This is a genomic window from Caulobacter vibrioides OR37, assembly GCF_000372645.1.
GTDB lineage: Bacteria > Pseudomonadota > Alphaproteobacteria > Caulobacterales > Caulobacteraceae > Caulobacter > Caulobacter vibrioides_E.
The window spans coordinates 22,158-41,562 of sequence record NZ_APMP01000029.1 but is presented as its reverse complement, the minus strand read 5'-3'; the positions used below and the strand labels follow the sequence as shown (position 1 = coordinate 41,562).

Annotated in this window: 18 protein-coding genes; 13 read left to right on the top strand and 5 right to left on the bottom strand. The window is 69.0% G+C overall.

All coding sequences use genetic code 11. The features are described 5' to 3' along the window. Nucleotides 1–4: 4 nt before the first annotated feature. On the bottom strand, nt 5–799 hold the full coding sequence (locus OR37_RS17400; RefSeq protein ID WP_004622843.1) for a sensor histidine kinase: 795 nt from the start codon (nt 797–799) through the stop codon (nt 5–7). A gap of 193 nt (nt 800–992) precedes the next feature. Between OR37_RS17400 and divJ the strand changes: the two genes are divergently transcribed. Then, a complete protein-coding gene (divJ, locus tag OR37_RS17395) occupies nt 993–2,747 on the top strand; it encodes a cell cycle sensor histidine kinase DivJ (RefSeq protein WP_004622842.1) in 1,755 nt (584 codons plus the stop codon). A 23-nt stretch (nt 2,748–2,770) separates the two neighbouring features. On the opposite strand, the gene OR37_RS17390 is transcribed toward divJ, so the two are convergent. After that, entirely contained in the window at nt 2,771–3,661 is an 891-nt protein-coding gene (locus OR37_RS17390; protein ID WP_004622841.1) for a hypothetical protein, read from the bottom strand. A gap of 66 nt (nt 3,662–3,727) precedes the next feature. On the opposite strand from OR37_RS17390, the gene OR37_RS17385 reads away from it, so the two are divergent. Together OR37_RS17385 and OR37_RS17380 are read left to right on the top strand one after the other, a co-directional pair. Next, a complete protein-coding gene (locus OR37_RS17385; protein WP_004622840.1) occupies nt 3,728–4,057 on the top strand; it encodes a DUF1491 family protein in 330 nt (109 codons plus the stop codon). A 150-nt stretch (nt 4,058–4,207) separates the two neighbouring features. Beyond that, nucleotides 4,208–4,588 (top strand): hypothetical protein, encoded by a 381-nt coding sequence (locus OR37_RS17380; protein ID WP_004622839.1) that lies wholly within the window; start codon nt 4,208–4,210, stop codon nt 4,586–4,588. Nucleotides 4,589–4,621: 33 nt separating this feature from the next. Here the strand turns inward: OR37_RS17380 and OR37_RS21510 are convergent, their stop codons facing one another. Next, nucleotides 4,622–4,759 carry a hypothetical protein gene (locus OR37_RS21510; RefSeq protein ID WP_004622838.1) on the bottom strand — a complete coding sequence of 46 codons (138 nt, stop codon included), beginning with the start codon at nt 4,757–4,759 and terminating at the stop codon, nt 4,622–4,624. A 219-nt stretch (nt 4,760–4,978) separates the two neighbouring features. On the opposite strand from OR37_RS21510, the gene OR37_RS17375 reads away from it, so the two are divergent. From OR37_RS17375 to OR37_RS17365, 3 genes are all read left to right on the top strand, one after another. Continuing rightward, nucleotides 4,979–7,384, top strand: a complete 2,406-nt coding sequence (locus OR37_RS17375; protein ID WP_004622836.1) for a TonB-dependent receptor plug domain-containing protein — start codon at nt 4,979–4,981, stop codon at nt 7,382–7,384. A gap of 57 nt (nt 7,385–7,441) precedes the next feature. Beyond that, on the top strand, nt 7,442–9,046 hold the full coding sequence (locus tag OR37_RS17370) for a peptide chain release factor 3 (protein ID WP_004622834.1): 1,605 nt from the start codon (nt 7,442–7,444) through the stop codon (nt 9,044–9,046). Between the two features lie 139 nt (nt 9,047–9,185). Continuing rightward, complete coding sequence (locus OR37_RS17365; protein WP_004622832.1) at nt 9,186–10,013, top strand: hypothetical protein; 828 nt, start codon at nt 9,186–9,188, stop codon at nt 10,011–10,013. Nucleotides 10,014–10,377: 364 nt separating this feature from the next. Here OR37_RS17365 and OR37_RS17360 read toward each other — a convergent pair whose 3' ends face one another. Beyond that, on the bottom strand, nt 10,378–11,607 hold the full coding sequence (locus OR37_RS17360; RefSeq protein WP_004622830.1) for a pyridoxal phosphate-dependent aminotransferase: 1,230 nt from the start codon (nt 11,605–11,607) through the stop codon (nt 10,378–10,380). A gap of 181 nt (nt 11,608–11,788) precedes the next feature. Here OR37_RS17360 and OR37_RS17355 point away from each other — a divergent pair, with 181 nt between their 5' ends. Beyond that, the gene (locus OR37_RS17355) at nt 11,789–12,157 is read left to right on the top strand and encodes a methylglyoxal synthase (protein ID WP_004622828.1); all 369 of its coding nucleotides are present in this window, start codon (nt 11,789–11,791) and stop codon (nt 12,155–12,157) included. A 6-nt stretch (nt 12,158–12,163) separates the two neighbouring features. On the opposite strand, the gene OR37_RS17350 is transcribed toward OR37_RS17355, so the two are convergent. Next, nucleotides 12,164–12,643: a hypothetical protein gene (locus OR37_RS17350; RefSeq protein WP_004622826.1), complete on the bottom strand. Its 480-nt coding sequence runs from the start codon at nt 12,641–12,643 to the stop codon at nt 12,164–12,166. Nucleotides 12,644–13,034: 391 nt separating this feature from the next. Between OR37_RS17350 and OR37_RS21185 the strand changes: the two genes are divergently transcribed. The 6 genes from OR37_RS21185 to cckA all read left to right on the top strand — a co-directional run bounded on the left by OR37_RS21185 (nt 13,035) and on the right by cckA (nt 19,284). After that, nucleotides 13,035–14,414, top strand: a complete 1,380-nt coding sequence (locus tag OR37_RS21185) for a hypothetical protein (RefSeq protein ID WP_081612984.1) — start codon at nt 13,035–13,037, stop codon at nt 14,412–14,414. A 62-nt stretch (nt 14,415–14,476) separates the two neighbouring features. Beyond that, complete coding sequence (locus OR37_RS17340; RefSeq protein WP_004622823.1) at nt 14,477–14,776, top strand: hypothetical protein; 300 nt, start codon at nt 14,477–14,479, stop codon at nt 14,774–14,776. Nucleotides 14,777–14,949: 173 nt separating this feature from the next. Continuing rightward, the gene (fliQ, locus tag OR37_RS17335) at nt 14,950–15,213 is read left to right on the top strand and encodes a flagellar biosynthesis protein FliQ (RefSeq protein ID WP_004622821.1); all 264 of its coding nucleotides are present in this window, start codon (nt 14,950–14,952) and stop codon (nt 15,211–15,213) included. Nucleotides 15,214–15,237: 24 nt separating this feature from the next. After that, nucleotides 15,238–15,993, top strand: coding sequence for a flagellar biosynthetic protein FliR (fliR, locus tag OR37_RS17330; protein WP_004622819.1), 756 nt, complete (start codon nt 15,238–15,240; stop codon nt 15,991–15,993). 9 nt (nt 15,994–16,002) lie between these two features. Continuing rightward, nucleotides 16,003–17,100, top strand: coding sequence for a flagellar biosynthesis protein FlhB (flhB, locus tag OR37_RS17325; protein ID WP_004622817.1), 1,098 nt, complete (start codon nt 16,003–16,005; stop codon nt 17,098–17,100). A 102-nt stretch (nt 17,101–17,202) separates the two neighbouring features. Then, nucleotides 17,203–19,284: a cell cycle histidine kinase CckA gene (cckA, locus tag OR37_RS17320; RefSeq protein ID WP_004622814.1), complete on the top strand. Its 2,082-nt coding sequence runs from the start codon at nt 17,203–17,205 to the stop codon at nt 19,282–19,284. The last annotated feature ends 121 nt before the right edge of the window (nt 19,285–19,405 follow it).

The window sequence follows — 19,405 nt, the reverse complement described above, 5'->3', positions numbered from 1 at the left end:
CGCCTCAGGCCGCCGTCAGGATCAGCCGCGCCAGGAAGCCCGCGCCCAGGCTGGACGACAGCTTCAGGCGTCCGCCCATCGCGCGCGACAGGAGGTCGACGATCGGCAGCCCCAGGCCGACGCCCTCGTGGCCGCGGGTCAGGATGGCGCCGCCCTGCTCGAACGGTTGCAGCAGGCGCGGCAGCTCGGCGCTGTCCACGCCGGGTCCCTGGTCGCGGATGGTGATCTCGACCTCGCCGCCGATGCGGGCGGCGGCGACGTGCACGACTCCCCCAGCGGGCGAGTGGGTGACGGCGTTCTGCAGCAGGTTCGTCAGCATGGTCCGCAGGCCCCGGCTGTCGGCCAGCACGGTGGGCAGGGTCCCCTGGGCGACCACGTGGACGATGACCTCGCGCTGGCGGATCTGGGCGTCCAGGGCGTCGATCACGTCCTCGAACGCCTCGTCCATGTTCTCGGGCGTCATCTCGATGTCGGTGACGTGGCCCTCGAGGCGGGCGATCTCGACGATCTGGTTGACCAGCTTCAGCAGCTTCAGGCCGCTGTCGTGCACGATCGTGGCGTATTCCTTGTACTGCGGGCTTCCCAGCGGTCCGTACAGCTCCTTGGACAGGATCTCGGAGAAGCCGATCACGGCGTTCAGCGGGGTGCGCAGCTCGTGGCTGACCATGCGCAGGAACGCGCGCTTGCGGTCATCGAGCGCTTGGCGTCGACGTTCGATCGCGGCCGTCCGGCGCTCCGCCGGAACGGCATCCGCCAGCGGGCGAAGCGTCGATGCGTCCAGGGACGCCGGTTCTGGCATAGCGGGCTCCCGGACGTTCTATCCGTATGGATCAGGTGCGACACAATGCCAGCTCGCGCTTACGATTCCGTTTCCGTCCACAACGCTTCCACGAGGAAAGGTCGCTTAACGATTGTGCGGCCTTGGAGGGAGCGGTCACTCCGCGTTAAGGTTTGGCGACGGTGACCCCCCGCCGCGCAGAAGTCGACCGCCCTTGGAATTCGAGACGCTTCCAGACCCGATCCGACGTCCCGCCGCCCGCGCGGCCGGGATGGATCCCGCCCAGGCCTGGCGCCTGGGCTGGCTGGCGTCCGTCTGCCTGGCCGCCGCCGCGGCCCTGTTCCTGCGCGACGCCGCTGGCTGGCCCGTCTGGGCGGCCCTGGGCGCGGGCGCGGTTCCCGCCCTGGCCAGCCTGGCCTTCACGCGCGACGACGAGCGGACCCAGTCGATCCTGCTGGTGCTGTGGGCGATGGGCGGCTCGCTGGCCGCCGTGCTGACGGGCGGGGTGTCCGGCGCGATGGCGGCCTGGTGCCTGGCGCCGGTCGCGGCGGCCTCGACCCTGGACCAGCCCAAGCGTCTGGCCGAGGGCGCGGCCCTGGCCCTGATCGGCGGCTGCGTCGCCGCCCTGACCCAGCTGTCGGGCCTGGCGCCGTCGACGCCGGCCGGACCCCTGGCCTTCGTCCTCGGCTTTCTGGCGCTGGTCACCACGGGCCTTGGCCTGGCGGCCGGCCTGCTGATCGGCCATCGCCGGCAGGGCGCGCGCGGCGACCGCTACGCCTCCGAGATCATCGCCCTGGAGACCCTGCTGGACGGCCTGCCCAGCCTGGCCATCGCCGTGCGCGGGCAGGGCGCTGTGACCGCCGTCCGAGGCGCGCCGCCGCCTGGCGTCACGACCGTCGACCTGTTCAATCGCGGCCTGACCGCCGCGGCCGCGCCCGGCGACCGCCAGCGCCTGACCGCCGCGATCGCCCAGGCGCTCCGCGACGGCGCGGCCAGCCTGACCTTCAATCCAGCCCTCGGCGTCGAGCGCGTCGTGGCGCTGGACCTGCAGCGCGTGGCCCCCAACCAGCTGGTCGGCCTGCTGCGCGACGTCACCGCCGAGCGCAACCGCGAGAGCGCCCTGGACCAGGCCCGCGCCGACGCCGAGGCCCTGGCCGCCGGCCGCGCCCGCTTCCTGGCCAATATGAGTCACGAGCTGCGCACGCCGCTGAACGCGATCATGGGCTTTTCCGACATCATGCGCGCCAAGATGTTCGGGCCGCTGACCGACCGCTACGCCGAGTACGCCGAGCTGATCCACGAAAGCGGCGGTCACCTGCTGGACCTGATCAACGACGTGCTGGACATGTCCAAGATCGAGGCCGAGCGCTTCGAGCTGCAGCGCGGCGTGTTCGACGCCCGCGAGGCGGTGCAGGCGGCGATGCGGCTGCTGCGCGTCCAGTCCGACACCGCCGGGGTCCAGCTGCGCGGCGTGCTGCCGCCCGGCGAGCTGGAGGTCGACGCCGATCGCCGCGCCTTGAAGCAGATCGTGCTGAACCTGGTCTCCAACGCCCTGAAGTTCACGCCGCGCGGCGGCCAGGTGACGGTGACCGCGCACGGATATGACGGGGTGCTGGAGATCGTCGTCGCCGACACCGGCGTCGGCATCAGTCCCGAGGATCTGGAGCGCCTGGGCCGTCCCTACGAGCAGGCCGGCGGTCCCGACCAGCGCGCCAGGGGCACGGGCCTGGGCCTGTCGCTGGTCCGCGCCTTCGCCAAGCTGCACGGCGGCGAGATGAGCATCGAAAGCCGCCTGGGCGCGGGCACCAGCGTCTCGGTGCGCCTGCCGGTGCTGCTGGCTCCGCTGAAACCCGCCGAGGCGACCGACGCCGCGAACACCGAGCCGCGCCCCGCGCCGACCGAAGCCCCGAAGCCGGCGGCCAGCCTGGGTGACAACGTCATCGCCTTCGCCGCGCTGAGGCGTGACTGACCAGCTTTCCGAAGCGCGCTGTCCTAACGCAGAAAGGCCCGACCGGCCGCGAAGTCCCCGACCTCGACATAGGCGCGGCGGGTCATTTCGTCGCCGCGTCCGGGAAAGGCGAACTCGACGGTCACGGCCTCGCGGGGGTCCAGCTCCGACATGGCGTCGGCGACAGCCGTGGGGAAGCGGAACGCCAGGCCGGTCTTGGCGCCGACCGGCAGCAGGGTGGCCGGCGCCTCCTCGCGGGTTTCGGCGGTGAAGACCAGGCTGGCGTTGCGCGGGGCGACCTTGGCGCTGAGGGCCCGGCCGCCGCGCGGGTCGATATAGGGGCCCTGGGTGCGATTGGTGTCGCGCACGATGATCCGGGCCGCGTAGGGGCGCTGACCGTTCTCGAAGGTCGCCACGGCGGTCACGGCCTTGGCGCGCCCGGCCAGGCCGAACATCAGCCGATCGGCGCCGAAGGCCGACAGCTGCGACAGACGCCAGACGGGGATGGTCGCCGACACCGCCCGCTCGGCCTTCCAGGAGGCCACGTCGCCCGGATAGGTCATGGTCTGCATCTGGGCGTAGCCCTCGAACGCCTTCTTCACGCGGGTCGCGGCCGTCGTCAGGTCCGGCGAATTGCAGGCCGCGCCGTCGGCCTTGGCTCGGGCGCGCTGCTCGAGGGCCTGGACCTGCTGCTCGCTGGCGCCCGAGCGCAGGGTCGCGCCGCGCGCCTGGGCTCGCGCCGCGTCGAGAGCGGCGGAAATGGCGGGGGCGAAGAGGCGGCAGCGACCGTCGGCGGCCGTCATCAGGGTGCGCTCGTACAGCTGGTCGCCGGCGTTGGCGGCCATCGACGCGGCCGGCGCGGCCAGGGCCGAGAGGCCCAGCGCCGCCGCGATCCAGCGGCGCGCGCGACCTTTATGATGCTGAACGGACGTCATTGGCCTATGGGTGAAGCTCTTCGAGGAAGCGGGTTCTAGACGAGCTCGGGTTGCGGTTCGGTTATCATGCTACTTTCCACGGACATCTGGGTCGGGGCGCTGATCCGCCGGGCCGAGCTGGGCGGCGCCTTCGCCATGGTCGCCCGCAAGGGCGACGCCCGCGCTGGCGCCGTGCTGGTGAAGGTTGTCGACCGACGGGCCGGAACCGCGCGCCTCTACAGCGAGGCCACGCGCGGCGATGGCGAGCGCTTCTGGATGCAGCCGGTTCGGTCGGAATTCGAGCCCGACCTCGACGCCTATGCCCAGCGGGCGGCGCGGATCGACCCCGACCTCTGGATCATCGAGATCGAGGACAAGGACGGCCGTCATTTCCTGACCGAGGCCGTCGAGGCCTGATTCACGTCTTTCAGGTGGAACGCCTGTGGACGGCGCCACCCATGCGCGGCGTTAACTCTGTTCCTACACCGGACCTAAAGCGCGCCGGGGCATTCTGGGCGGGTTCCTGAAACGCGCCCGCCGCGACGCACAGCCAGTCCAGTATCCATCATGCTTTTCCTGATGAATGACGTCGTCCTCAGCTTCGACGCCAACGAACTGACGCCGCCGATGACGCGCGATCGGTTCGCGAAGCTTTCGCTGAACTATGTCTCGGAACTGGGCCGGGAGCTGTTCGCCGCCGAGCCGCTGCTGCATCACAAGGACGTGGAAAAGGTCTCGCGGCTGGCGGCGCTGATGGTGCTGAAGGCGCCGGACATCAACGCGGCGCTGTTCGTCGCGCCCGGACGCGGCTGCCGGGTCGCGGACGTGCAAGTGCGTTACGCCCAGCTCGGCATCGAGGTCATGGGCACGCTGCTAGAGCGCCAGAAGTCCGGCGCCCTGACCAATCTCGAAGCCGATCGGCAGGTCTGGCGGCGACTGGCCGCCTGACGCCGTCGTCCGGCGCTTGCGTTCGATTCGCGCTTACGAGCCGACGAACGTCATCATCCAACTGAGCACGACCGCCAGGGCGGTCAGGCCGGCCAGCGTGAGGCCGATGCACAGGGCGCTGCCGGCTGGGTGTTGCCGGCCGTGAGCACGATGATGGTCAAGCAGGGCCATCTTTCCATTTCCTCCATCCGCTCGACGATCTGACGCCGTCGATACGCGATCCGGGAAGCATGACTCCAAACCCACTCTTCGAATAGGGGGATTTTGACGCATTCCTTGGCGTCGTTTGCCCGCGAAAGCGGCTTGGTGTTCGGAACTTCATCGAACCGTCGCCGATCCGACAAGCACGCTCGTTACCCCGCGCCGAAGTTCAATTGCTCGGGGCGTCCGATGAAACTGTTGTCTACCGTGGCTTGGGGCGTGCTCGCCCTGGCGATCTCCAGCCAAGTCCAGGCCCGCGAAGCCGCTCCGGCCGCCGCGCCCGAGACGGCGGAGACTCAGGTCGACACCATCGTGGTCACCGGCACTCGCCGGGTCGACCGCACCGCCTTCGAATCGACCGCGCCGGTCGACGTGGTCAGCCAGGAGGCGCTGAAGAGCATCGTCTCCGACGAGATCATGGACAAGCTGGCGGCGACGACCCCGTCGTTCAACGTCCAGCGCCTGCCGGCCGCCGATGGCCAGGCCTTCGTGCGTCCCGCCACCCTGCGCGGCCTCTCGCCCGACCAGACCCTGGTGCTGGTCAACGGCAAGCGCCGCCACCGCTCGGCGGTGCTGGGCGGACGCGGTCAGCAGGGCGTCGACCTGGCCGCGCTCGGGACCAGCGGCATCGACCGCATCGAGGTGCTGCGCGACGGCGCCTCGGCCCAGTACGGCTCGGACGCCATCGCCGGCGTCATCAACATCATCCTGTCGGACAAGACCGGCTTCGACGGCTACGCCCAGACCGGCCGCTACTACGCCGGCGACGGCCAGAAGACCGAGGTCGGCGCGCGCTACGGCGTCAAGCTGGGCGACAAGGGCGGCGTGCTGGTCGGCGCGATCGACTACACCAACGCCGACGCCACTTCGCGCACCCGCCAGCGTCCGGACGCCATCGCCTTCCAGGCGGCCAATCCCGGCATCAAGGTTCCCAACCCCGTGCAGCGCTGGGGCCAGCCCGACCGTGAAGTCTGGCGCGGCTCGTTGAACCTGACCCTGCCGATCACCGACGCGGTCGAGGCCTATGGCTTCGCCACCTACAGCGACCTGCACGGCGTCACCGACTTCAACTGGCGCAACCCGTCCAACGACACCTCTTACAAGACCAGCCCGGTCTTCCCCGGTTGGTCGCTGAGCCAGCTCTATCCGGCCGGCTTCTCGCCGAAGTTCGGTCAGGACGAGACCAACGCCTCGGTCAACGGCGGCGTGCGCGGCGACGCGCTGGGCTGGGCGTGGGACCTGTCGGCCGGCTGGGGTCGGGACAAGGTCGACTATTTCCTGAAGAACAGCATCAACGCCTCGTTCGGTCCGCAGTCGCCGACCCGCTTCGACGACGGCTCGCTGATCCAGCAGGAAGAGACGGCCAATTTCGACGTCTCGCGTCCGCTGGACCTGCCGACCCTGGCCAAGCCGGCCAACCTGGCCCTCGGCCTGGAGGCCCGCAAGGAGACCTACAAGATCGAAGCGGGCGACCGCTATTCGTGGGACGTCGGCCCCGGCGCGCCCGCGGGTCTGCCCAGTGGTTCGAACGGCTTCCCGGGCTACGCGCCCAGCCAGGCCGGTTCCTGGAACCAGACCAGCTACGCGGCTTATGGCGATCTCGACCTGCCGTTCAGCGACCGGTTCGACGTCGATCTGGCCGTGCGCCACGAGCACTTCTCCGAGTTTGGCGACACCACCGACGGCAAGGTGGCCGCGCGCTGGGAGTTCGCTCCGGGCTTCGCGTTCCGCGGCGCCGCCTCGACCGGCTTCCGCGCCCCGACGGCGGGTCAGATCAACAACACCCGCACCTCGCAGGGCCTGAACACCACGACCCTGCTGCTGTTCACCTCGGGCCGCCTGTCGCCGGTCAATCCGATCTCGGTCGCGCTCGGTGGCAAGCCGCTGAAGCCGGAGACCTCGCGAAACTATTCGTTCGGCTTCGTCTTCCGGCATGAAGGCGTGACCGGCTCGATCGACTATTACCACATCGACGTCGACGACCGCTTCGCCGTGTCGCCGAACTTCCCGGTGTCGAGCGACCTGCGGGCGCAACTGGTGGCGGCGGGGATCCCCGGCGCCGACAGCCTGACGACGGTCAGCTACTTCACCAACTCGTTCGACACCACCACCCAGGGCGTCGACGCCGTGGTCTCGTGGCGCGGCGCGTTCTGGGGCGGCCATGGCGGTCTGACGGCGGCCTGGAACTGGAACGACACCCAGGTGACCCGCTCCAAGGCCACCGAGGTCTCGCGCCTGGCCCGGATCAACATCCAGGACGGCCTCCCGGAACACGCCGCCAATCTCAGCTTCGACTATGCGCGCGGTCCGATCAGCGGGCTGGTCCGCGTCCGCTGGTCGGGCCGATGGACCGACGCCCAGCAAAACGGCGCGGCCGACCTCATCCAGACCTTCGGGGCCAAGACCCTGGTCGACCTGTCGGTCAGCGCCCAGCTGACCTCGGCGCTGAAGCTGACCGTGGGCGCCGAGAACCTCTTCGACACCTATCCGGACGAAGCGACGTTCCAGGCCTCGCGCGGCCTGATCTACTCGCGCAACGCCCCCTACGACACCGATGGCGGCCTCTGGTACGCGCGTCTGTCGGCCAAGTTCTAAAGGGCCGCGACGCGGCGGAAGGTGACAAAACGGGCGCGGGAAGCTAACCCCGCGCCCATGACCTCTCCCACCGCTCTTCAGGCCGCCCGTCGGCGCACCTTCGCCATCATCAGTCACCCCGACGCCGGCAAGACGACCCTGACGGAAAACATCCTGTTGGCCGGCGGGGCGATCCGGGCCGCCGGCGCGGTGCGCGCGCGGGGCGAGAACCGCCGCACCCGGTCGGACTGGATGAAGATCGAGCGCGAGCGCGGCATCTCGGTCAGCGCCTCGGTCATGACGTTCGACCATGACGGCAAGATGTTCAACCTGCTGGACACGCCGGGCCACGAGGACTTCTCGGAAGACACCTATCGCACCCTGACCGCCGCCGACGCGGCCATCATGGTGCTGGACGCCGCCAAGGGCATCGAGCCCCAGACCCTGAAGCTGTTCGAGGTCTGCCGCCTGCGCGACATCCCGATCATCACCTTCATCAACAAGATGGACCGCGAGGCCCAGGATCCGATCGAGCTTCTGGACGAGATCGCCTCGAAGCTGGCCCTGGATCCGGCGCCGCTGTACTGGCCGGCCGGTTCGGGCGGGCGCTTCAAGGGGATGCTGGACTTGCGCGAGGGCGCGTTCATCCCCTACGCCAAGCGGACCGGCGGCGCGGCCGACGACGAGGGCCATCCCGAGCCGGTCGCCTTCGACGGCAACTCGATCAGCCAGTTCCTGGAAGACGCCGAGAAGGCCGAGCTGGAAGAGCAGGCCGAGCTGGTCGGCGGCGGCTATCCGTCGTTCGACCTCCAGTCGTTCCTGGAAGGGCACATGACGCCGGTGTTCTTCGGCTCGGCCTTGCGCCACTTCGGGGTCAAGCAGCTCTTGGCCGGCATCGGCGCCTACGCCCCCGCTCCCAAGACCATGAAGGCCGAGAAGGGCGGCGAGCCGGCCGAGGTCGAACCCGGCGACAAGGAGGTCTCGGGCTTCGTGTTCAAGGTCCAGGCCAACATGGACCCCAATCACCGCGACCGCATCGCCATGCTGCGCCTGACCAGCGGCAAGTTCACGCGCGGCATGAAGCTGAAGGCCCAGAACACCGGCCGCCAGATGAGCGTCAACGCGCCGATCATGTTCTTCGCCTCCGACCGCGAGCTGGCCGAGGAGGCCTATGCCGGCGACGTCATCGGCATCCCGAACCACGGCGTGCTGCGGGTGGGCGACAGCCTGTCCGAGAGCGGCCTGCTGCGCTTCGCCGGCCTACCCAACTTCGCGCCGGAAATCCTGCGCCGCGTGCGGGTCAAGGACCCGCTGAAGGCCAAGCACCTGAAGAAGGCGCTCGAAGGCCTGGCCGAGGAGGGCGTCACCCAGCTGTTCCGGCCGATGATCGGCAGCGACTTCATCGTCGGCGCCGTGGGCCAGCTGCAGTTCGAGGTCATGGCCGACCGCCTGGCCAACGAGTACCAGCTGGAAGTGATCTTCGAGAACAGCCCTTACGCCGAGGCCCGCTGGCTGGTCGGCGACCGCGCCGACGTCGAGGACTTCGTGAGCAAGCACAAGTCGGCCATGGGCCAGGACATCGACGAGGCCCCGGTCTTCCTGGGCAAGAGCGCCTGGGAGATCGGCTATGTCGCCGAGAAGTACCCGAAGGTCCGCTTCGAGCGGACCAAGGAGCGGGCGTAGGGGGGGCGTCAGCGGCAAGGATCTGGCGCCGGAGAGCGGACGCTTTGAGGGGCGAGGCGGGGGGTCGGGGACGCCCCGAAAGTTAGGCTTGACCGATGAGCGATAAGCCTCGAGGTGCATCGAGGACGGGAGATTTCGCATGGACGCGGCGCTAAAACTACAAACGTTCGCGCGTCGCACCTGCATGGAGCGGTTCGACCATTGGGCCGACATCTATTCGCTGATGGTACGGGGCGACCGTGATCGAGACGGGCCCGACTACACGGATGAGGCCTATGCGGTCTTTCCTCGCTATAATGTCGCACAGACGGTGCTCGACCATATTGAGACGCTAGACGCCGACGCGCTTCCCGACTGCGAACAACTTCGCACGCTTCTCGTCCATCTCGCGCGCAATGCGACCTCGGATCGAACAAGACCGATGGCAAACCCAATCCAGCAACGCGCTATGGCGGACGAGCGCGAGGTCCTGGCGTCGCTCTTCATGAGCGTGACCGCGTCGGAACTGGCCCAGGTGAAGCCGCTATTCTACCGCCGCGTTCTAGATGCTAGGGCGGTCCATCAATGGCGTGAGGCGATCGCAGCGACTTGGGGAGCCCCCGACGGGTATTGGTATCCGCTTTCCGAAAAGACCCATGCTTCCCTTGTGGCCCTAGAGTTGGACCGTGTCGACGACGTTCAATTGCAGGCGCGGATCAAGAAGTTCTTTTCCGCGAACGCCGTTAGGCGGGTGATCGAGCTTCGCGAATACGACGAGAGCTACGAGCTAGACGGAGCGGCGGCAGTGCTCTCCTACACCGGCGCAGAGGGCTTCTGGACCGCTCCTGGAAATGAGTGGATCGTTTACTGTTCGCACGAAGGAACAATCACCCTTGGCGGCGCCATCGCGCGTGAGATCGGACCGGAATATCAGGTGACCCAATACGATCCGTCGCGCTCCCCACATTGGCTCGCGGACAGCCACTAGCGAGAAGTCTAAACGTGCTACCCGGGGGTCGCGAACAGTCTCTCGCCTTTCCCAAAATCCGACCTTCCCGGCGAATGCCGGGATCCAGATCGAGCCCGCCGGTCGCCGTCCGACGCGCGCCGCGCGACGTCGCCTCACCTACAGCCGCCTCAGATGAATCTGGGCCCCGGCATTCGCCGGGGAGGTCGGTCTTTGAAGTATCCGACCAGGGTCGGCTCCCTAAAGAGCCCCTTCTCCCCCTGCGGGAGAAGGTGTCAGCGAAGCTGACGGATGAGGGCTTGAAAGGCCCTTCAGCTGACGCAACGCGCCCCCTCGCGCGGCCCTCCGGGCCACGCAAGGGGAGCGGGATCGAGGCGCGTCGCCCCTACAGCGTCGCGTAATAGTTCAGCTCGGCGTGCTGGACATGGTCGCCCAGCGCCATCGGCTTGGCGGCCATCACCTCTTTGAACGCCACCTTGAACTTGGCCATCTCCTCTGGCGTGCCGACCGAGACGCGGACGGCGTTGGGCCAGATCGGCCAGGTGCGGCCGATATAGACGCCCTTGGCCTTCATGGCCGCGATGACGCCGCGCCCGTCGCGGCCGGTGTCGATCATGAAGCAGTTGGTCCGCGGGTCGCCGATCACCTTGAAGCCGTTCGCCTTTAGCCAGCCCAGGGTGTCGCGGCGGGTGTCGCCGATGATCTTCTTGCGCGTCGCGACCAGGCCGGGCTCCTCCAGCGAGGCGCGGGCGGCGGCCGAGGCGGTGACCGGCATGGCGTTCTGGCCGAACGGCGCCAGCTTGGCCAGGAGGTCGGGCCGCGCCACGGCGAAGCCGCAGCGAATGCCGGCCATGCCGTAGATCTTCGAGAAGGTGCGCAGGACGATCAGGTCCTTGCCCGCCGCCACCAGGTCCAGCGTGTCCGGCGCGTCGGTCAGGTGGATATAGGCCTCGTCGACCAGCAGGATCGCGCCCGCCGGTTTGTTGTCCAGCGCCCAGACGATGTCCTGCTTGGTCGTCAGGGTGCCGGTCGGATTGTTGGGGTTGCAGATATAGATGACGCCGGCGTTCGGATCGGCGGCGACCATCGCCTTGACGTCGTGGGCGCAGTCCGCCGTCAGGGGAACCTTGACGATCTTGGCCCGGCTGGTCATGGCGGCGTACATGCCCGCCTCGTAGGACGGATCGGCCGTGACGAAGCTCTTGCTGGGCGAGGTGAAGGCCAGGACGCTGTAGTGCAGCGGCTCGGACGAGCCGGCATAGACCGTGACGTTCTCGGGTTTGAGGCCGCTCTGGGCCGCGAAGGTCCGCGCCAGCAGGTCCGTCTCGCCGTTGAGATCATAGCGCCCGGCCAGCGGCGCCACGCGCGCGATCGCCTCGAGCGCGGCCTTGGACGGGCCCAGCGGGTTTTCATTGGCGTTGATCAGCACCGAGCCGGGCGGCGGGACGTTCGGGCTCTGGCCGTGCAGGGCCATGCCCGACGGCGGGGCCTTGGTCTCCGCCGCCAGGGCCAGATGGGTTTCGGTCAGGATCGGCGCCGCCGCGGCGACGAAGGCCGCGCCGCGCAGGAAGGATCGGCGTCCCAGCGCCGTTTCGCCAAAGGTTTGCTTGGTCATCGCCCTCTTCCCCTCGTGTTCAAGGCCGGTAGGACGAACCTTCGCCGCGCGCTATGCAAGGGGAGGGGGCGCGGAAAGTCGCGCGCCGCGTCCCGTGCTCAAGTCGCGGGCGCCGCCGGGCGCCCATTATCGCCGCGCGGGCGCGCCTTGACCGCGCGGCCGTCCTGTTTCGGAGTCGTCCATGTCCCGCCCCCTCGCCATCGGTCTCGTGGCCCACGACGACAAGAAGGCCGCCCTGGTCGCCTGGGCCGAGGCGCACGAAGGCTTTTTGAAGGACAAGGCGCTGTTCGCCACCGGCACGACCGGCGGCCGGATCCTGGAGGCGCTGCCGCACCTGAACCTGGTGCGCCTGAAGAGCGGTCCCCTGGGCGGCGATCAGCAGCTGGGCGCGATGATCGCCGAGGGGCGGCTGGACGTGCTGGTCTTCTTCGTCGATCCGCTGTCGCCCCAGCCGCACGACGTCGACATCAAGGCGCTGATCCGGCTGGCGACGCTGTACGACATCCCGTTCGCCTGCAACGCGGCGACGGCGGATCTGATCGTGCGATAGGGGGCTTCAGCCCGGGAACTTCAGCAGGTTCGGCTTGGGGATGGCGGCCTTGAAGCTGCCCCGCGACCGCGAGGTGTCCAGGCCGAACTCGGCCCAGGCGTTCAGGAAACCGCTGGCCGGTTCGCTGGGCGCGGCCGGAACCATCTCCAGCATGGGGCGGGCGGCGACGGCCTGGCGGGCGGCGCTCCAGGCGTCGGCCTCGGCGGTGGCGTAGTGGCCGTGGGCGTCGACCAGGTGGCCGGCCAGGTCCGGATCGAGAAAGCGCAGGGTCACCGAGGCGTCGGCGGGCAGATCCGACAGCGCCGCCAGCGCCTCGGTCAGGGCCGTGAGGCTCATCCGCGCGCCGTTCGTGCGGCGCTCGCCGCCGGCCGCGCCCTTGATCGCCGCCGCGCCCGTCTCGCCCTCGGTCCTGCGCACCCAGGACCAGCCGCCATAGCCCGGATCGGGACGGCAGAGGCTGGCGATCCAGACAGTGACGGCGGCCATGAACAAGCTCCGGACGTGGGCGATGCGCCCGCCTTCTAGCGTGCTTCGCCGGTCAGGGGAGAGCGCCGCGACGATTCGCCCGTGAACGAAAAGTAAACAGAATCCTAAAACTTATGGTTAACGTCATTTTTAGTTCGATGAACAAAGTTCTAACGAACGGAGTTAAAGCGGGGCTTTATCTGTATTGGTCAAAGCAAGAACCGTGCCAGTTCAGCACATCGTCGCCCAAAATGGCCGACCTTGCGGACCGAATGTAAAAATATGGGAAATATTTATGGTTAATGCCCTATAAACACCTGTTAACCACTTGTTAAAATGACTGGCTCCGGTTTTGCTCCTCGAGCGTTGAACCTTCGTCGGACGTCCCGGCGTGGGACGATCCGTGAGCGGAGTGCGCGAAGCGATGTTCGAATTCGGGCGGGACCTGAAGCGACTGTTCGGCGGCGAGGCCGAGGGCGGTTTCAAGGGCGGTTGGCGCGAGGGCCTGACCGGCGGCGACACCTCGCTGCTGGAGCTGCTGGATGTGCGGCTGCTGACCAACGAAGCGCGCTCGGCCGATATCGTCGCGGGCCGGATCGGCGCCAAGGATCGCGGAAGCCGCCTGCTGGAAGCCGCCGTCGTCTGGCGCGAGCTGGCCCGCCGGGTCGGCGACGCGGCCGCGTTGAGAAAGGGCGCCGCCCAGGCCGAGGCGGCCGCCAAGATTCTGGAAGCCGAACGCCGTCACGACCTCCTGGCCGCCGTCCGCTGCGAACAGGCGGTCCTGGCGATGCTGGGCGCGGACCTGTTCGGCGACGAGGGGCTGATCGCCGCCGCGTCGGCGACCCTGGCTCTCACGCCGGCGCAACATCGCGGTCCGCTGTGCCTGGCCCTGTCGGCCGGTCTGGAGGGCCGCGCCGCCCTGGCCGCCAACGATCTCGACCGCGCGCTGAGCGCCCTTCAAGCCTATGAGGCGCCGCTGCGCGCCCTGGCGGCGGCCAAGCGCGTCAAGGGCGGACCGGCGCGCCTGCTGCTGGCCGAGCAGCGCGCGGCCCGCGTCGACCTGATGCTGGCCTGCGCCGCGCGGCTCAAGGACCGCGCCCTGACCGAAACGGCCATCGCCGAGGCCAAGGCCGGCGCCGCGGCGCTGGATCCCGATTTCGAACCCCTGGCCTGGTCGCGGCTGGAAGGCCTGCGCGGCGCGGCCCTGGTCCAGCTGGGCGAGCTGGACGGCGAACTGTCGCGCATCGCCGACGGGATCTCGGCGCTGACCGCCGCCGCCGAATGCGTCACGCCGGACCACAGCCCGATGGACTGGGCGCGGACCCAGGCCGCGTTGGGCGCGGGGCTGCAGGCGCTGGGCGAGGCCTCGACCAATGAGCGCGCCTACGAACAGGCCGTCTCGGCCTATGACCGCGCCACTCACATTCTGAGGGTGCAGCCGGCCCTGGCCCTGCGCGCCGTGGTCGCCAACAACCGCGCCCTGTGCCTCGCGCGCTGCGCGGAACTGACGGCTGACCTCGCCGTGCTGGACGCCGCCGAACTGGCGTTCAAGGCCGAGCTGGCCAGCGCGCCGGGCGGCCGCGATCCGGCCAGCTGGGCCGTGGCCCAGATGAACCTGGCCCGCCTCTACGAGGCTCGGGTCGAGATCACCGGTCGCGACGATGGCCGCCTGGCCCGGGCCGGGGCGGCCTTGGCCGGCGCGTTCGACGTGTTCTCGGAATTGGGCCTGCGCTCGCTGACCGATCTGGCGGCACAGGGCCTGCAGCGTCTCAAGCAGGCCCACGCCGTCTGATCCGAAATGGAACACGCGGCGGGCGGGGCTCGCCGAAAAAAGACAAATAAAGGGATGAACACGTGATCGCTTCGCTCGCTCTCGCCGCCGCCGTCGCCAGCGCCGCGCCGGCAAAGGCCCCGTCGGACCTGCTGACCCCGGTCTCCGAGCCGAAGATCGCCGTCGCCCTGCTGAACTGCTACGTCAAGAATGACGGCCGCCTGACCGCCTGCACGGTCCAGGACGAGACCCCCAACGACCTGGGCGTCGGCCAAGCCGCCCTGTCGATGGCCTCGCAATTCCAGGTCGACCTGCTGGGCCCCGACGGCAAGAGCCGCGCCGGCTCGTACATCCAGGTCCCGGTGCGGATCCGGATTCGCTAGAAGGTCGGTCCCACGGGAGAGGGCGTCTTGCGGACGCCCTCGCGGCCGAGCGTCGCGCCCGGCGTTGGAAGCCGCTCGCGCGTCAAACCCCTAACGCCCTGTTAACCATATTTCGCCCATCTTCCAGCCTCGACTCCACGCGGCCCCCGCGGCTGATTCCAACGAGGCTTTTCATGACGGGCGCCGAGGTTCTTGATGTCGGCCGGGACGCGATCTGGCTGACCCTGCAGCTGTGCGCGCCGTGCCTGATCGTGGGCCTGGTGGTCGGCGTGGCCATCGGCCTGTTCCAGGCCCTGACCCAGATCCAGGAACAGACCCTGGTCTACGCGCCCAAGATCGTCGCCATCTTCGTCTCGCTGCTGATCTTTCTGCCGATGATGGGGGCGCTGATGAGCGGCTTCATGCGCCAGATCGCCGCGCGCATCGCCGGCCTCTAGGCGAAGGCGGGCAGGGGCCTAGCGGTGAACTCCTTCGCCACGGCGTTCCAGGTCTATGTCGCCGCCCTCGTGTTCTCGCGGGTGGGCGCCATGGTCATGACGATGCCGGGCATCGGCGACCAGTCGGTGCCTCCGCGCATCCGCCTGTCGTTCGCCCTGCTGATGGCCCTGATCCTGGGGCCGCTGGTCCAGAACACCGTCCCGCCGATCCCCACCACCCTGGGCGGGCTGGTGGGCGGGGTGATCCACGAGCTGCTGATCGGCCTGATGATCGGATCGGTGCTGCGCCTGTTCATGACCTCGCTGACCACGGCCGGCGAAATCATCTCGATGCAGACGACGCTGTCGTTCGCCCAGAGCGTGAACCCATCGATGACCGGGGCCAGCACCGCGGTCGCCAGCTTCCTGTCGATGCTGGGCCTGACGCTGGTGATGGCCACCGGTCTGCATCACCTGTTCATCGGCGCCATCGTCAAGTCGTATACGATCTTCCCGTTCACCCGCGCCGTGCCCGTCAACGACGCCGTCACCCTGGCGGTGCGGACGGTGGCGCAGTCGTTCTCGCTGGGCGTGCAGCTGGCCGCGCCGGTGATCGTGTTCTCGCTGGTCTTCAACCTGGCTACGGGCCTGGTCGGACGGGTCATGCCGGCCTTCCAGATCTTCTTCGTGGCCTCGCCGCTCAGCGTCATCCTGGGCCTGTCCCTGCTGGCGCTGTCGCTGGGCGGCGTCGCCATGGTCTGGACCGACCGCTACCGCGAACTCCTAGAGATCTTCAGCTAGGGGGCGCGCGTGGCGGACGATACGGATCCCGAGTCGAAAACAGAAGAACCGTCAGCCAAGAAGCTTTCGGACGCGCGCGCCAAGGGCGACGTCGTCAAGTCGGCCGACATCCCGCAGCTGGCCTCGCTGCTGGGCGTGGTGTCGGTGGTGCTGCTGGCCGGCGGCTGGATGACCCGGGACCTGGCCAACGCGCTCGTTCCGTTCATCGCTCACGCCGGCACGACCGACCTGAGCAGCGGCGGGGCGATGGTGGTGATGCGGCGAGCCGTCGACGCGGCGCTGCCGCCGCTGATCCTGGTGATGATCGTGGCGGGCGCCGCCGGCACCGCCGCCAACGTCGCCCAGACCGGCTTCATGCTGACGCCCGAGAAGCTGAAGCCAGACTTCAGCAAGCTGAACGTCTTGCAGGGCCTGGGCCGGATCTTCGGCGTCGATGGCCTGATCCAGTTCGGCAAGTCGGCGGTGAAGGTGCTGGTCACCGCCCTTATCGCCTGGATGGTGCTGAAGCCGCATGTCGGCGAGGTGCGCGATCTGGTCGGCATGGATCCGGCGGCCATGCTGCCCGAGGCCATGAAGCTGGCCAAGTCGGTGCTGCTGGCGGTGATCCTGTTCCTGGCGATCACGGCCGGCTTCGACTGGTTCCTGCAGCGCCAGCGCTTCATGAGCCGGATGCGCATGACCCTCCAGGAGGTCAAGGAAGAGTTCAAGCAGTCGGACGGCGACCCGCACATCAAGGGCAAGCGGCGGCAGATCCAGATGCAGCGATCGCGCCAGCGGATGATGCAGGCGGTGCCCAAGGCGACCGTGGTCGTCATGAACCCGACCCACTACGCCGTGGCGCTGCGCTACGAGCCGGGCGAGACGCCCGCGCCGCTGTGCGTGGCCAAGGGCGTCGACGACCTGGCCCTGAAGATCCGCGCCGTGGCCGAGGAGCACGACGTGCCGGTGCTGGAGGATCCGCCCCTGGCCCGCGCCCTCTACGCCAGCGTCGAGGTCGACGCGGAAATCCCGGTCGAGCACTTCGAGGCCGTCGCCAAGGTCATCAGCTTCATCATGAATGGGAAGAAGCCGCGGGAGCGTCAGACCGCCCGCGCCCGTCCCCTTTAGGCGACAGTCTGGTGAAAACTGACCTAGCGTCGCGAAAAGGCTATCCTTTCTCTGATCGCGGGTGAGTCGCTGACTCGCCGCAACATAGGTATCAAGCCGCCCATGGCCGATTTCCAGCTTCAGGACCGAGCTTCCACCGACGCCCCGCGTCGGCGCCTGGATCCGTGGCTGGTCGGCGCGGCGGTGTTTTTCGTGGCCGCCGCGGCGTTCTCGGCGGCGCCGGCGCTGAAGGCGGGTCCCGCCACGCTGGCCGGACTGCTGCTGCTGCTGGGCGTCGCCGGCGTGGCGATCCTGGGTCTGGTGGCGATCAAGGGCTCGGCCGCGTCCGGCGGCGACGCCGACCAGGCCGAGGGCTTCATCGAGGCGCTGGGCGAGCCGTCGGCCCTGGCCGGCGCCGACGGTCGCCTGCTTGCCGCCAACGCGGCCTGGCGCGAGCTGATGGGCGAGGCCCGCCGCCTGCCCAAGGGCGTGGCCGGCTCCAGCCTGTTCGCGGCCCTGGTCCAGGCCCGCAAGGGCGAGATGGCGCAGGGCGTGCTACGGGCCGGCGGCGTCGATCATACGGCCAAGGTCTCGCGCCTGGCCGGCGGGCGCCTGCTGATCCGCCTGGCCCCGCCCGCCGAGGCCGAGCCCGCCGCGCCCGTCGTCGCCGCCTCGGGGGCCGTCGCCGAGCCGGCCGCCCCGCCGCCCAGTTCGCTGGACGCCTTCGCCGGCGCCTCGCCGTTCGGCGCCGCCCTGCTGGAGGGCCTGGAACCGTTCACGTCGCGCGTGCTGGAGACCAATCCGGCTCTCACCGCCATGACCGGCGGCAAGGCGGGCATGGTGTTCGGCGACCTGATCGATCCGGCCTCGCGCGTCGAGGCCGAGACTCGCCTGAAGGAGGGCAAGGCCGGCCCGTTCGAGGTGCGCCTGGCCCAGGACGCCAGCCGCATCGCCCACCTCTATCTTTACCGCGCCGAAGGCCGTCTAGTGGCCTACATGATCGACGTGTCCGAGCAGAAGCAGATGGAGCTTCAGCTGGCCCAGTCGCAGAAGATGCAGGCCATCGGCCAGCTGGCCGGCGGCGTGGCGCACGATTTCAACAACCTGCTGACGGCCATCCAGCTGCGCCTGGACGAGCTGCTGCACCGCCACCCTGTCGGCGATCCGTCCTACGAGGGGCTGAACGAGATCCGCCAGACCGGGGTGCGCGCCGCCGACCTGGTCCGCAAGCTGCTGGCCTTCTCGCGCAAGCAGACCGTCCAGCGCGAGGTGCTGGACCTGGGCGAGCTGATCAGCGAGTTCGAGGTGTTGCTGCGCCGCCTGCTGCGCGAGGACGTCAAGCTGATCACCGACTATGGCCGCGACCTGCCGCGCGTCCGGGCCGACAAGAGTCAGCTGGAGACGGCGGTCATGAACCTGGCCGTCAACGCGCGCGACGCCGTGCGGGCGGCCAAGGGCGGCGGCGTCGTGCGCATCCGCACCGCGCGCCTGACCCGCGAGGAGGCCGTGCAGCTGGGCTTCCCCGGCGCCGAGGGCGACACCGCCTTCATCGAGGTCAGCGACGACGGGCCGGGCATTCCGCCGGACGTGATGGGCAAGATCTTCGACCCGTTCTTCACCACCAAGCCGGTGGGAGAGGGCACGGGGCTGGGCCTAGCCACCGTCTACGGCATCATCAAGCAGAGCGACGGCTGGATCCACGTCCACAGCCGTCCGGGCGAGGGCGCGGCGTTCCGTATCTTCCTGCCGGTCTATGACGCGCCGGCGGGCGAGCTGCTGGCCGCCGAGGCCGCCGCCGAGCCGGTCAAGCCGCGCGCCGCCCGCGACCTGTCGGGCGCCGGCCGCATCCTGTTCGTCGAGGACGAGGACGCCGTCCGCGGCGTCGCCGCCCGCCTGCTGCGCGCCCGGGGCTACGAGGTGCTGGAGGCCAGCGACGGCGAGGAGGCCTTGCAGATCGCCGAGGAGAACGCCGGCACGATCGACCTCCTGATCTCCGACGTCATCATGCCCGGCATCGACGGCCCGACCCTGCTGAAGAAGGCGCGGGGCTATCTGGGATCGGCGCCGGTGATGTTCATCTCCGGCTACGCCGAGGCCGAGTTCAGCGACCTGCTGGAAGGCGAGACCGGCGTGACCTTCCTGCCCAAGCCGATCGACATCAAGACCCTGGCCGAGCGGGTCAAGCAGCAGCTGCAGGCCGCCTGAGGTCGAGGCCCTCCTCCTCGCGGAGAAGGGCCAGACCTTAGAGCCTGTCCGCTTCAGATGGACTCATTTGAAGCGGATAAACAGGCTCCAGAATCAAATGCTTAGAGCGCGTTAGGTTTAA